Genomic DNA, 13359 nt, shown 5'->3' on the forward strand with positions numbered 1-13359 from the left:
ACGCCGGTAGAGTACCGACGCCAGTTTGCTTGATGGGGCTTTTTTAACTGTCTACAAAATAGGGGCTTGACCAACTAGGTCAGGAAGGCTTTTCATATTGCTGTCAGCAGATAGCCTAGTCCTATTCAGGAACAGTCATCAGAGACAGTCTGCTTAACAATCAAAATACAAGTATTACGCAAGGTCTGTATAATAGGTTAATCCCGATTACCGAAGAACAGGAACAGGTAACGTGCAAGTTCCAGTACGGACAGCAGGGCAGCAGCGACATAAGTCAGCGCGGCAGCATTTAATACCTTACCTACACTGCGTTCTTCTTCACGGCTTACATACCCTTCGCTTACCATCACATCACGCGCCCGGTTGCTGGCGTTAAACTCAACTGGCAGTGTAACCAGCTGGAAAGCTACAGCAGCGGAGAAGAAGATAATTCCCAGTCCAAGCAGATTCATGGAACTGAAGATCAGTCCTGCCATCAGCATGAATGGTGCAATGCCGGAAGCAAAGTTAACGACCGGGAACATCCGGTGACGCAGGGCCAGCATCGGATAATGTTCCTTATGCTGAATCGCGTGACCAATCTCGTGACACGCAACCGCAACAGCAGAGATGCTGTTACCATAGTAGACCGGCTCGGACAGACGTACAACACGGTGTACCGGATCATAATGATCTGTGAGAGAGCCCTGTACAGGTTCAATCGGAATATCGTACAGACCGTTGCTGTCCAGCATATGTCGGGCGGCATCGTAGCCTGTCATTCCATTCATATTGGGAACTTCAGCATATTTATTGAATGTTCCCTTAACTCTGAACTGTGCCCAGATGGTTAAGCCGAAAGCAACAAGTGTTAATACCAAAAATAGTGCAGCCATGTATCATTCCTCCATATTAATGTAGAACGGATTACATCAAGCCTGAACCCTGACCAAGCAGGAATTTCAAAGCTTCAATGCAAGCAGCACTCTGAGGAATCAAATTAACGAAAGCACGTTTGGCCTGATTGGGTTTCATTTGTTGAAGTAGTGGTTCCAGTTCACGCACCTCACGCTGGAGCTGCAGCATATGCAGTTCAAGTTCGGTCAGGCGCTGGGTAACCTGTTCTTCATCTGTCACCCGGTCCCAGGCGTTCAGTTTTTCCTTGATTTCCTCAAGGGTGTACTTATCCTTCTTTAACTTTGTAATACGTTCCAATCGTGATAAAGTTTCAAAACCATAGAGTCTATAGTTTTTTAATGAACGGCTTTCCGGCTCGATTAAACCGAGCTTTGTATAATAATCTACGGTTCGTTCACTCAGGCCGGCGAGCTTTGCCAGTTCTCCAATACGGTACAATTTCATATTCCCAACGTATCCACCCCCGTTTGTGGTCATGTAAACGAGGATTCAACACTGCTGAATCCTAATGCCTATATTACAGGAATTTAAACCATACAGTCAAACGTAATACTTAGTGAAAAATACCCTGTAACTGCAGGCAGGAAACAGCATATTGCTCGTCTCTAACGCCATATAAAACTAATGATATAAAAGTATATTAAATAACTTATATATAAGATAACAGAAATGGCTTAAAAATAGCTGAATCCTAAGTAAATAAAAGGTGAAATAAAGAAAAATATTTTGCTTATGACTAATTCCTCGGTATAAAATGGATATTTTTGTTATATACATATTTAGCAGGTAAACGAGGATGGAAGCTTTACAAAACTATTTTCATGCTTTTGCAAATTAACTCTTGTCATTGATGTTTTAATCTGATTATAATGACATTAAGGATTTCACGATATGTGAAGTAACATTACATAAGGGAGTGGGTTAAATGAGAAAAAAATGGGCCGTTATGGGGTTAGCGGCATCAGCCCTTCTTGCATTTCCGTTTAGTGCTTTTGCAGCGGAGGAAGTTACGGCAGAGCAGGTATCCATGAACCTGGACACATTTTTTGTATTCGTGGCTTTTGCTCTGGTGCTGTTCATGCAGGCTGGTTTTGCACTGCTGGAAGCAGGGTCGGTACGGATGAAGAATGCCGGGCACGTAGCCGGCAAGACGATTCTGACTCTCGGTATTGCTTTGATCGGATTCTGGGCTTTCGGATTTGGTCTGGGCTTCGGAGACGGTAACGGATTTTTCGGCTATCAGGGATTTTTCCTGAACGGCGAAGATATGAAGAGTCTGTACGGCGCATTATCCGGACTGGATATTCCCATCTCCATGATGTTTTTGTTCCATTTGGCTTTTGCGGCAGTATCGCTGTCGATCGCTTTTGGCGGATTCGCTGAACGCGCCAAGCTGAGTGTCTATATCGTATTCGGATTTTTATTTACTATTGTTATTTATCCAATCATCGCTCACTGGGTATGGGGCGGCGGCTGGCTTGCTACGATGGGCATGCAGGATTATGCAGGTTCGACAGTTGTCCATTTAACCGGTGCAACAGCGGGTCTGGCAGCGACGATCCTGTTGAAACCGCGTCTTGGCAAATATAACAAAGACGGCAAACCCAACATCATCCCAGGTCATAATCAGGTACTGTCAGTTGTTGGTGTATTTATCCTCTGGTTTGGCTGGATGGGCTTCAACCCGGGCAGCGCATTGTCTCCAAACGGCGGATTCTTCACTTATGTAGCACTGACGACCAATCTGGCAGCAGCAGCAGGCGGTGTCGCTGCACTGTTAATCTCCTGGGTGGTGCTTGGCAAGGCGGATATTCCAAGCATGCTGAATGGTGTACTGGCGGCACTGGTAGCGATCACCGGTTCCTGTGCATTTGTCGATGTATGGGCTTCGGTCGTAATCGGTCTGGTCGCTGGTGTGGTGACATTCTTTACAGCGCAATGGTTTGAAAAAGCGGGTATTGATGATCCGATCTACGCATTCTCCGTACACGGTATCGCCGGTATGTGGGGAGCGATCTCCACAGGTCTGTTCGCCACACCTGAGCTGGTAGAGCAAACAGGCGTAGGTTCACCGGGTCTGTTCTACGGCGGCGGCTTCCACCAGCTGGGCGTTCAGCTGCTCGGTATGGTCGGTACGCTCGCATTTGTACTGGTCCTGTCCTTAATCATTCTGGGCATTATGAAAGCTGCAGGCGGCATTCGTGTTACTGAAGAAGAGGAAATGATGGGTCTGGATATCAGCGAGCACGGTTCTTATGGCTATCCCGAGCAAATGAAGGCACTGGGTGAAGTGGACCGCAAAAAGGCGAGTAACTGATACGGTCGCTTTATTATAGAAGGGCTTCATATAGAAGAACTTCTTTCAGAAGGAACAGAACATCATAGAATACAGGTGTTGGGAGATGAAGCCGATGAAGGAGTCATTTCTCGATCTCTCCCTGTCGGATCTGATGGACAGCGATTCGGCGGAAACGTTAAGGAATAAGCGCATTATGGTGCAGCGTACGCTTTACCAGTCTCTCCCGCAGGCGGATATTCGCAGCTGGGTCAAGACGGTAAACGAGATGCATGATTATGTGATGCAGCAGGCAGTTGTCATTTGTGAACAGCAATTACTTGAGGCGGGCTTCGGTCCGCCTCCTGTTGCTTATTCTTTTATTGTTTTTGGCAGTGCAGGGAGATGCGAGCAGACGCTTTGGAGCGATCAGGATAACGGACTTATTATTAGCGATGATGAACATGAAGACAAGGAGCGTTATTTCACGGAATTCGGCAGCCGACTCGCGGATATTCTGGAGCAGGCCGGGTATGAGAAATGCCGGGGCAAAGTGATGTGCTCGGAACCGATGTGGCGCAGGACACTGAGCGACTGGCGTGCGCAGTTGGACCTTTGGCGATCAGACCTGAGCTGGGAACCGGTCCGCAACTGGATTATTGCTTCTGATATGCGCCATATGTATGGAGACAAGCAGCTGGCGAGGAGCTGGAAAGAATACTTTTATGAGGGCATTCGGGAGACGCCGTCGCTGCCTGCCGCTGTACTGCGCAATACGGTTCGGCACAAGGCAACGCTGAATGTGCTGGGACAGATTGTACCCGAGCGGTTTGGAGAGCATGCGGGTGACTTTGATGTCAAATACGGGATCTACATTCCACTGGTCAATGCATCCCGTTGTCTGTCGATCCAGCATGGCATTTATGAATCGTCGACACTGAAAAGGCTGGAGCGGCTCATTCAGCTGGAGGCGGCATCACTGGCTCTGCTGGAGATGATGCAGGAAGCCTTTTTGACGGCGCTTCGTATGCGTAATTCTACACCGGTTCGTGAGCTGGACGGACTGTATATAAGCAGTGGATTCATGCTGCAAAAGGATTGGCGGCAGCGGCCATTTTTTCATGAATTACGAGACGGTCTGGGAACAGTCAAGAAAGCTCATCGTGTACTTCAGCGACAATTACGCTTTCTGGAGAGGAGAGGCTTATGAAAGAACCTGCGAAAACCGGAAGTGGCTTTTGGCGGAGTCTGCGCAGCGGCGGTGTGCCGTCTGCGATTGCTTCGGTCTTTGGTGCACCTTCTGCACAGCAGATGGCTTTTATACGTTCTCTGTCACGTGAACAGCGTCGCACCGAAGTGCTGCATCTGCCGCTCAGTCGGCTGGAGACCGTCGTTTTCGATCTGGAGACGACGGGGTTCCATGCACAGCATGGGGATGAAATTTTATCTTTTGGTGCAGTGAAGATGATTGGAGATGAGCAGGTGGATGAATTTTATACCCTTGTAAATCCCAAAATAACAATACCTGACAATATTACGGCTCTGACCGGTATTACCCAGGAAATGACGGATCAGGCGCCAGCGTTGATCGACGGTCTGCATGATTTTATGGCTTTTGCCGGCAGATCAGTGCTGATTGCGCATGGTACGGGACATGATAAAGCTTTCCTTAATGCAGCATTATGGAGAACATCCAAGATTCAATTGAACCACCGCATACTGGATACGATGATGATTGCCAAATGGCTCAAGCCTTCACTTGGTAGTTACGGATTAGATGAAGTGCTGGAGGAAGCGAATATCCCTGTTACGATGCGCCATCATGCGCTGGAGGATGCGAAAATGACCGCTTCTCTGTGGAAGGAATATCTTCGTCTAATGCGTCACAAGCAGGTGGATACACTGGAGGATCTGTACGCTTATCTGTGTAATTTCTAGCTGATGGATAGGATATACAGGTCTGACCGGATATTAATCAATCTGCAGAAGAGCGGGTTCCAGCATATACAAATCAGGCTGCGGGGTGTCCGCGCTATTGGGCGGTGAGCTGAGATACTTTCCTATTTTGTAGGCACCGATATACAGGCTTGTAAGTGAGCTTATATCACATAGAGAATGGATGCCGTTCACTGCTGACTGATTAACCAAGTGAGCATGAGAGGTGGAAAAAGGCTGCGATGGAGCAAGCGCTATCTTCTCTGTTATCCTTTCCGTAGTCTGAACAGGCTCATAATCAATACCGGACCCTGGCACGGACGAACCGATCAGATAGACAGAGATCATGGAAGCGAATGCTGGCAGTTGTTCTCTGTCCGTTACCGATGGCACCGGTGAGGTGAACGGGTGAGAGTGGAAGATGCCGATCAGTTCACTATCCCAGCAATACGGAATCCATTCTTCCGGTGCAAAAGAAAAATGATGCAGCGGGTCCGGTGCGACGTTGCGCAGCCTCCGGTAGGAGTGAATATGCATGCCGCCTGCTGCTTTTTTACCGAGCAGCACCCCGCAGACTTCTGCGACAGGTGAGGAGACCATATGCGCTTCGATCTGTCTCAGGGCAGTGGAAGCGAGGTGGATGATCTTATTTTCTTCCCTGCTCAAAAGGTCTGTCATGTGTAGTACCCTCTCTTTGCTTGGACTCTCTGGATGACAGAGGGTCTCTTTTTTATTTGGTTAAGTAGGAAGTGAAGCCATCAGCCCGGTAGAGCACAGGTTGCCATTGCCACAGCGCTCGCTATATCCATTGATTGTGCCCTGTGCTTGACGGGCTTCGGACTCTACGGTACTGATAATAGTAATTGCCAATTCACAGGAAAAAAGGACCCTGCCGTCGCCTTGCCTTTACCTACAGAAGCGGACTAGAAATGACTGTCCGTTATCTTATAGTAGTCATTAAAGGAGGTGGACGGAAGGTCCCTTTTGCTCACTTGGAAAAGTAATACTTCAGAAGGTAAGCATACTATAGCACTATGAAGCGCTACAGTGCGCTGCTGACAAAACAGGTTCATCAGCGACTCACTGCATTAGTGATTCACGATTCCGTGGGCAGCGGATTCCTGATGGTCACTCTGATCCGGCAGCTGCTGTCCAAGCAGGGCATAACGGATACTGTCGACGAGCGCCTCCCAGCTGGCTTCGATTACATTGGCGGAGACGCCGACGGTACTCCAGGTGCTTTGCAAATTCTGGGATTCAATCAGTACGCGGACTTTGGATGCCGTCGCATCGGCTTCGTCCAATACACGGACTTTGTAGTCAGACAGATGCATTTCGCGCAGACTCGGGTAATATTCGACCAGTGCTTTACGCAGCGCATTATCAAGTGCGTTGACCGGGCCATTGCCTTCGGCAGCGGTATAGATGCTTTCCCCACCGATCCGTACTTTGACAAAAGCTTCGGAGACAACAGCGGAGCCGGCGTTTTTCTCAACCAGCATTTTGAACGATTCAAAAACAAATAGTTCCTTGAACTCCCCATTGGCTTCACGCAGCAGTAGTTCGAGAGAAGCATCCGCTCCTTCAAACTGGTATCCCTGATGCTCCAGATCCTTGATTTTGCCAATGATCTGGCGAGTTTCTTCATTCTCGGGATTAAGTTCGAGATTCATCTCTTTGGCTTTGGACAGGATATTGCTCTGGCCGGCCAGTTCAGAGACGAGAATGCGCTGCTTGTTCCCGACCTGCTCGGGTTCAATATGTTCGTAAGTGCGTGAGTCACGCAAAATGGCGGAGACGTGGATGCCTCCCTTGTGGGCAAAGGCAGCATTACCGACATACGGCTGGTTCACCGGCATATGCACATTGGCAATCTCGCTGATGTAGCGTGCCGTATTGGTCAGCTGGGCAATCTGCTCATCGGTAATGCAGGAATAATCCATCTTCAGCTGCAGATTGGGTATGATGGAGCACAGATTGGCATTGCCGCAGCGCTCGCCGTAACCGTTCATCGTACCCTGCACCTGACGCGCTCCGGCCTGTATTGCACTGAGAGTATTGGCAACTGCCAATTCACAGTCGTTGTGGGTATGAATGCCAAGTGAAGCGCCATTCAGTTCAACGGTCAGTCTGGAGACGATTTCATACACTTCATGGGGAAGCGTGCCTCCATTCGTATCGCAGAGGGTCAGCCAGTCTGCACCTGCTGCATGGGCAGCCTTTAGTACGGATACCGCATATTCGGGATTGTTTTTATACCCGTCAAAAAAATGTTCGGCATCAAATATCAGTTCCATCTGCTGCTGTTTGAGATAGGAGATGGAGTCGGCGATCATCGCCAGATTCTCCTCCAGTGTCGTCTGAAGTGCAGTGTGGACATGAAAGTCCCAGGATTTGCCGACCAGTGTCGCCGCCTGTGCACCGGATTCCACCATGCGCTGCAGGTTGGCATCGTCATGTGCTGAACTTCCTTTGCGGCGTGTACTGCCAAATGCGGTAATCTTGGCATTCAGCCCCAGTGTCTGTACACGCTTGAAAAATTCAATATCCTTACCGTTGCTGCCCGGAATACCGCCTTCGATATAATGTACACCGAGTTCATCAAGTTTTTTGGCGATTTTCAGCTTGTCGTCGGCAGACAGGCTGATGCCTTCGCCCTGCGTACCGTCACGAAGCGTCGTATCGAAAATCGATATGGATGTGGACATGATGTGGAATCCCCCTTGTATTGGACCAAGATTCAAAAACATTTTATTGCGGGTGTCAGAGATGCCTTATTTTTTAGTATAATTCGTTATTATAGCATTGGATAAATGTCAGGTATACGATAAATTTGCCAAATATACAGCCTGTACATAGCGATCCAAGGGAATGGAGGAACAAATGATGCAAGTGGGAATAGAGAAGGTAGAACAGAATGGCAAGGAATATACGATCCGGTATCAGCTGGAGAAGCCGCTGCCGTTTGATCTGCATGATATCGTCATGCTGCAGGCAGGCGATTATGTAGTGGGCAGCGTACGTCATCTGGATGCGGAGCAGATTACGTTGTACATTAGCGAAGAAGAATTGACATGGGGAGGCAAGACGGTGATTCAGCTGGCCTTTTCGCCGACCGTATCCATTCGCGGCAGCAAGGACATCATTGCCGAATTGGGACATTTCCCGGATTTTGAAAAAGGAATTATTACCGGCTATGATATCGGCAAGGACAAGGTGGAATTGACGATTCAGCTGGCAGAGCCATTATCCGACCGTGAGGTGAAGCTGACTTTTCTGGAAGCTTTTGATATCGAGTTCTCCCCACCGGATGCACGTCTTAATGTGATTGCGGAAGTTGATTTCCGCTATGACGGTACCGATATGGTCGTGGATATCGAAGCGGCACAGGGATTGTCCGGCAGCTTTTTCTGCGGTGGTATTCAGGCGGAATTGGTGCGGAAGTAAGTTCGAGTGGAGCCATTAGATTTCTGTGGTATATGTAGAGTGGGTCATCGACAGCAGATGATTATCGCTATTGATGAAGAGTAATAGATAATTGGGCTTCCATAAAGCATGAATGAATAGAATCTCATGAATGGATAGAATCTGATGAAATAGATGAAGCATGCGCGCATCCTGGGACATGGTATACCAGGGTGCAAATGCTTAGCTTATATCAGACAGACAGAGACTGTTGTATCACGATATGATCCTTTTGAGTAAAGGTTAAGATGTAATATAGATAGACCCGAAGTGAGGAGGTCGGCATGATGTTCAGACCGAGAAGAGAATTGTCCCAGCAGGTGCAGGTATGCATCAACAAACTGTACAAACAGCAGAACAGCAAGTGGATCGGATTAATCCGGCGTTCCGGAGAGATTGCAGCGATTCCGTATCTCACCCCTTTTCTGGAGTCCCCGGATATGGAACTGCAGATGGCTGCCGAGAATACGATCAGTGAACTGCTGCAGCATTGTCCACCAACGGATCTGGTGTGGCTCAGTGAAAAAATGCGCGAATACCTTCCTTATGGCTTCACGGAAAACGCCAGTCAATGGGTTCATTTAACAACGGAAAATATTAAAAAGTGGCCGGCTTCGGTACATCCGGTCAAAATTATTATGGCCAGCTTTCACTGGAACGGCTATGTACGGGAAGCGGCGTTGAAGCGGATTACCGAATTTCATGACGGTTCGGAGATTCCATTTCTGTTAATCCGGCTGAATGACTGGGTATCCCCAATTCGTTTTCATACGTACAAAGCATTAAAGCAGCGTATTCATACGCATAATGCAGGTATATTTATTCGCAATCTTGCATTGGTAAAACGTCTGGAACATTGCAGCAGAGACCGCTATGAAGCCTTACTACAATCGGTATATGATCTGCTGCGCGAGCCGGAATGCCTGCCGGAGCTGGAGCAGGGAATGACATCGACGGATCGGGATATTCGGCGCTTTTGTCTGCAGATGGCTCTGGAATCGAGAGCAGCCGTACCGGCAGAAATATTGGAGAAAAGCCTGTATGATCAGGATGCTTCCATACGAGTATGGGCGGCCCGGCAGACGGGGAAAGCGTTGTCCGGTTCAGAGCTGAAGAGGCTGGTTTTGCTTATGGTGCAGGATTCTTTCCCGGCAGTGCGGCGTGAAGGCCTTGAACTGCTGGCTTACCGGTTTCCGGAAGAAGCAGTGCCTTTTTTGAAATTGGGTCTGCTGGACCGCAATGCTATCGTGCGCGAGGTGGCACGCAGATATCTGTTACGGATGGAAAAGGTATCTTATACAGAGTTCTACCTGGATACGATCTGGTCAGGAGATGAGCACTTGCTGCCAGCAGCTCTGTATGGACTCGGAGAAACGGGTCAGGCAGAAGATGCCCAGATTATCGCGGAGTATGCGTATCATTCGGTAGCTTCTGTCAGAAAAGCTGTGATCCGCAGTCTGGCACAGTTGGATGCAGGTACATATGGAGAGCTGATCCGACAGGGACTGATGGACAGCCATCCGGGAGTATCCAGGGAAGCGGCCCAGGCTTTGAAGAAACATGTGTATTTGCTGGAAAAAGATGAACTGGTCCATGGTATTGCAGAAAATACCCGTATCCATGTGCAGCGCAATATGCTGCGTCTGCTGCCATCGTTTGGCGGATGGACACAGCTGGATGGGCTGCTCGATATTCTTATGCAGACACGTGCTGGCTGGATTCAGCATGAGGTTGGTCGCCAGCTAAATAACTGGATACACCTTTCCAGCCGTTCATTTTGGAATCGTCCTTCCGAGGAGCAGACACAGATCCTGCTGAGTAAGCTGGAAGCGTGCAATCGAATGATGGATCGTAAAAAAGTCCATCTGCTGCGCTGGATGATTACTTCATGACAGGGTAAAGGAGAATAGCAGGATGGAACAATACTTTAATAAATATCGACTGGAGCCCCAGCAAGGAGAGTCGCCCCGGACGATTGAGATTAACCATGCGGAAATTGTGGCACTCAACAAGGCGATCATGTTTCTCAAGTTCGAATGTACCGATCCGGAAGCGGGTCTCTATGCAGGCAGCGAGTCGCTGAACAGCCTGCTTGGCAAGGTGCTGGAGGTACATCCTTTTCGCGAGCGTCAGCAGGATTATCTGATGAAACCAAATCCGCGTGTCGCCGGCACAGTCATGGATCAGCTGGAGCGTGTGGATCTGCAGGAACGAACTTCGTCCGCCCGACGCAGTCCCGAGTTGAACCGGCACATTGTGGAAGCCCGGATATATCCGTATGCCTATGATGAACAATTGATGCAAAGAGAATGGTACGAGCCGCTGCTGCCGGAATCCAGTGTGAAGACAGGTGAGCAGTGGATTGAGCAGATTGCCGGAATCATGTACAGAGAGCCGCATGCAGAACAGATCCGCAGCAGCTGGGACAGACTGCCGCTTGCCGTGCGTAATATACTGCTGTTGATCGACTATGATACCGAACTGCACATGAATGGCTTGCTGACAGCACTGGACAACTTGGATGCTCGCCATCAGTCCCAGCAGCTGATTACTGCGCTGCAGGATGCCGGATTGGGTCAGGAGGCGGGGCTGATCGGAGAGCTTCAGCAGCTACGCAGCCTTGAGGAGGACAAGGATGCAGCAGGCAGCCTGACGGAAGCATTTGCCACCAAATTGCATACCGCCGAGCGGATACTCCAATTGGGTGAGCATTCTGTTCTCTATGATCGTATGTATGAGTATGCAGATTGTGTAATGCAGAGCTGGACATAAATTGACCAGAATGAGGAGGATTACGATGCAGCTGATTATTGAACCGTATACGGGTGTAAATGAATATCGCTTTGGCATGACACCGGCCCAGATCAAGCAGATTGCCGGTTTGCCGGATGATATTGTGAACGATACGATCATGAAGCAGATTCGCGAGACGTACGGACCACTGGAACTGATTTATACGCACAAAAAACTGACCGAATGCATTTACCGGAAAGAAGCGGAAATTTTCCATGAAGGTATCGACCTGTTTCGTGATGAAGAAGTGGTTGCCAAGCTGAGTGCTTATGACGAGCCAGTGCGGGGCGGGAGCGGATATATGTTGTTCCGCAAGCTGGGTATCTGCCTGGGTGGATTCCATGGGAAAAAGATACCGCAGGACCGTCTGGTGATCGTATTCTCCCTTGATCGTCTGGAATATTACGAAGAATTTATCATGGACGAACAGTAATCACGTGCATAACTGTCAAAGTTGATTGTCAGATCGCCATTCTTTTTTTATAATAAAATAGAACGTTTGTGCGTATGTGATCAGCCGTTACACCAGGCAGGATGCCGGTCCGGAGAAGGGGGAAGCGATGAACGGGAATAAAGCCTATTATCCGGCACGCGGGCGGGTGATTCTGCATGTGGATATGAACGCCTTTTACTGTTCGGTACATGCCGCTGAAGAGCCGGACAAGTACAAAGGAAAGCCGACAGCGGTAGCCGGCAGTGTAGAGCAGCGTAAAGGCATCGTCGTTACCGCTTCCTACGAAGCCCGCAAGCGGGGGGTGAAAACCGGGATGCTGGTCGGCCAGGCGATACAGAAGTGTCCGAATATCATTGTAATCCAGCCGAATTTCCATCTGTACCGCAAGTATTCCTCTGCTTTTATGAACATTGCCTACAGCTATACTCCTCTGCTGCAGGCAACCTCCATTGACGAATGTTATCTGGATATTACAGGCTCCAGCCAGTTCGGGACGCCGCTGGAGATTGCCGCCGAACTGCAGCGGCGTATCCAAGATGAATTGGGGCTTCCGTGTTCGGTAGGGATTGCACCGAATAAGCTGCTGGCCAAAATGGCTTCGGATATGAAAAAGCCAAACGGTATTTCCGTTCTCCGTATTCGGGATGTGCCCCGTTTGCTGTGGGAGCAGCCATGTGGAGAGTTGTTCGGTATCGGCAGCAAGACTGCTGCCAAACTGCGGGAAATGGGGATTCGTACTATCGGACAATTGGCTGCTGCTGATGAGGCGAGGCTGAAGGCCAGATTCGGCATTCAGGGAAGTTGGCTCAGGCAGGCAGCGAATGGAGTGGATGATTCTCCTGTAGAACCAGATCATGAGCCGAACAAGTCCATTGGTCATACGACGACTCTGCCGGCAGACATACAGGATCTGGAGGATATAAGACGGGTCATGCTGAATCTGAGCGATCAGGTATGCCGGCGGATGAGGCGGCAGAAGCTGATGTCTCGGACTGTGCAGATTACGATCCGCACACCGGACATGAAGACGATTACCCGCTCCCGAGCGCTCGCGGTACCGACAGAGACGACTGAGGAGGTTTATCATGAAGCCTGCGCCCTGTATGACAAGCACTGGGCTGGCAAAGGACCTGTACGACTGCTCGGTGTGACCCTGCAAAATCTGCTGCCCCGCGAGGAAGCGGCTGTCCAGCTCGATCTGTTCGATTATGAGCGCCAGCCGCAAAAGGAACAGCTAAACGAAGTGATTGACCAGCTGCGGGATAAATTCGGCGAGAGTGCACTGCTGACGGCAGGCATGCTCGGCAATGATCCTTCCGTGCTGATCCGCAATCATAAGATCAGGGGAACTTCACTGCAGCGGGACGGTCAGCGTTTTACCGGGGAAGAAGATTCTTTATAGAAAGGAATCGTTTGGTCCGGCAGCTTAAAGGGTAAAATTTAACATAACGGGCTTCCGGTCTCAGAGGGATTACACGCCTGTAATTGGAAAACAGCTGGTAATACATTTGAAATTCTCGATGGTTTATATTATATTTTG

General features: G+C 49.3%; 12 protein-coding genes. 8 read left to right on the top strand and 4 right to left on the bottom strand.

Annotated elements, in window-relative coordinates:
• Positions 1-197: 197 nt before the first annotated feature.
• Both WH45_RS14895 and WH45_RS14900 read right to left on the bottom strand, forming a co-directional pair.
• A complete protein-coding gene (locus WH45_RS14895) occupies positions 198-875 on the bottom strand; it encodes a zinc metallopeptidase (RefSeq protein WP_046215228.1) in 678 nt (225 codons plus the stop codon).
• 31 nt (positions 876-906) lie between these two features.
• On the bottom strand, positions 907-1341 hold the full coding sequence (locus tag WH45_RS14900) for a MerR family transcriptional regulator (RefSeq protein ID WP_046215229.1): 435 nt from the start codon (positions 1339-1341) through the stop codon (positions 907-909).
• 481 nt (positions 1342-1822) lie between these two features.
• Between WH45_RS14900 and WH45_RS14905 the strand changes: the two genes are divergently transcribed.
• The 3 genes from WH45_RS14905 (at position 1823) to WH45_RS14915 (ending at position 5110) form a co-directional block, all read left to right on the top strand.
• The gene (locus tag WH45_RS14905) at positions 1823-3214 is read left to right on the top strand and encodes an ammonium transporter (RefSeq protein WP_046215230.1); all 1392 of its coding nucleotides are present in this window, start codon (positions 1823-1825) and stop codon (positions 3212-3214) included.
• A gap of 94 nt (positions 3215-3308) precedes the next feature.
• The gene (locus WH45_RS14910; RefSeq protein ID WP_200897708.1) at positions 3309-4382 is read left to right on the top strand and encodes a DUF294 nucleotidyltransferase-like domain-containing protein; all 1074 of its coding nucleotides are present in this window, start codon (positions 3309-3311) and stop codon (positions 4380-4382) included.
• On the top strand, positions 4379-5110 hold the full coding sequence (locus tag WH45_RS14915) for an exonuclease domain-containing protein (protein WP_046215232.1): 732 nt from the start codon (positions 4379-4381) through the stop codon (positions 5108-5110). Before WH45_RS14910 ends, WH45_RS14915 begins: the two co-directional genes overlap by 4 nt.
• Before the next feature lie 33 nt (positions 5111-5143).
• Here WH45_RS14915 and WH45_RS22910 read toward each other — a convergent pair whose 3' ends face one another.
• Together WH45_RS22910 and cimA are read right to left on the bottom strand one after the other, a co-directional pair.
• Positions 5144-5785 carry a M67 family metallopeptidase gene (locus tag WH45_RS22910; protein WP_052723801.1) on the bottom strand — a complete coding sequence of 214 codons (642 nt, stop codon included), beginning with the start codon at positions 5783-5785 and terminating at the stop codon, positions 5144-5146.
• 410 nt (positions 5786-6195) lie between these two features.
• Positions 6196-7815, bottom strand: coding sequence for a citramalate synthase (gene cimA, locus WH45_RS14925; RefSeq protein ID WP_046215233.1), 1620 nt, complete (start codon positions 7813-7815; stop codon positions 6196-6198).
• A 175-nt stretch (positions 7816-7990) separates the two neighbouring features.
• Between cimA and WH45_RS14930 the strand changes: the two genes are divergently transcribed.
• The 5 genes from WH45_RS14930 (at position 7991) to WH45_RS14950 (ending at position 13221) form a co-directional block, all read left to right on the top strand.
• On the top strand, positions 7991-8554 hold the full coding sequence (locus tag WH45_RS14930) for an Imm50 family immunity protein (protein ID WP_162198448.1): 564 nt from the start codon (positions 7991-7993) through the stop codon (positions 8552-8554).
• A 302-nt stretch (positions 8555-8856) separates the two neighbouring features.
• Positions 8857-10464 carry a HEAT repeat domain-containing protein gene (locus WH45_RS14935; RefSeq protein WP_152663570.1) on the top strand — a complete coding sequence of 536 codons (1608 nt, stop codon included), beginning with the start codon at positions 8857-8859 and terminating at the stop codon, positions 10462-10464.
• Positions 10465-10486: 22 nt separating this feature from the next.
• Positions 10487-11344 carry a hypothetical protein gene (locus WH45_RS14940; protein WP_046215236.1) on the top strand — a complete coding sequence of 286 codons (858 nt, stop codon included), beginning with the start codon at positions 10487-10489 and terminating at the stop codon, positions 11342-11344.
• Between the two features lie 25 nt (positions 11345-11369).
• Positions 11370-11798 carry a hypothetical protein gene (locus WH45_RS14945; RefSeq protein ID WP_046215237.1) on the top strand — a complete coding sequence of 143 codons (429 nt, stop codon included), beginning with the start codon at positions 11370-11372 and terminating at the stop codon, positions 11796-11798.
• 127 nt (positions 11799-11925) lie between these two features.
• Complete coding sequence (locus tag WH45_RS14950; protein ID WP_046215238.1) at positions 11926-13221, top strand: DNA polymerase IV; 1296 nt, start codon at positions 11926-11928, stop codon at positions 13219-13221.
• The last annotated feature ends 138 nt before the right edge of the window (positions 13222-13359 follow it).

Origin of the sequence: Paenibacillus wulumuqiensis (assembly GCF_000971965.1) — a bacterium.
GTDB classification, from domain to species: Bacteria; Bacillota; Bacilli; order Paenibacillales; family Paenibacillaceae; genus Saccharibacillus; species Saccharibacillus wulumuqiensis.

Excerpts from the sequence above, each read along its gene's own strand:
- WH45_RS14895 (WP_046215228.1), bottom strand. The coding sequence starts at position 875 with ATGGCTGCACTATTTTTGGTATTAACACTTGTTGCTTTCGGCTTAACC.
- WH45_RS14900 (WP_046215229.1), bottom strand. The coding sequence starts at position 1,341 with ATGAAATTGTACCGTATTGGAGAACTGGCAAAGCTCGCCGGCCTGAGT.
- WH45_RS14905 (WP_046215230.1), top strand. The coding sequence starts at position 1,823 with ATGAGAAAAAAATGGGCCGTTATGGGGTTAGCGGCATCAGCCCTTCTT.
- WH45_RS14910 (WP_200897708.1), top strand. The coding sequence starts at position 3,309 with ATGAAGGAGTCATTTCTCGATCTCTCCCTGTCGGATCTGATGGACAGC.
- WH45_RS14915 (WP_046215232.1), top strand. The coding sequence starts at position 4,379 with ATGAAAGAACCTGCGAAAACCGGAAGTGGCTTTTGGCGGAGTCTGCGC.
- WH45_RS22910 (WP_052723801.1), bottom strand. The coding sequence starts at position 5,785 with ATGACAGACCTTTTGAGCAGGGAAGAAAATAAGATCATCCACCTCGCT.
- cimA (WP_046215233.1), bottom strand. The coding sequence starts at position 7,815 with ATGTCCACATCCATATCGATTTTCGATACGACGCTTCGTGACGGTACG.
- WH45_RS14930 (WP_162198448.1), top strand. The coding sequence starts at position 7,991 with ATGATGCAAGTGGGAATAGAGAAGGTAGAACAGAATGGCAAGGAATAT.
- WH45_RS14935 (WP_152663570.1), top strand. The coding sequence starts at position 8,857 with ATGATGTTCAGACCGAGAAGAGAATTGTCCCAGCAGGTGCAGGTATGC.
- WH45_RS14940 (WP_046215236.1), top strand. The coding sequence starts at position 10,487 with ATGGAACAATACTTTAATAAATATCGACTGGAGCCCCAGCAAGGAGAG.
- WH45_RS14945 (WP_046215237.1), top strand. The coding sequence starts at position 11,370 with ATGCAGCTGATTATTGAACCGTATACGGGTGTAAATGAATATCGCTTT.
- WH45_RS14950 (WP_046215238.1), top strand. The coding sequence starts at position 11,926 with ATGAACGGGAATAAAGCCTATTATCCGGCACGCGGGCGGGTGATTCTG.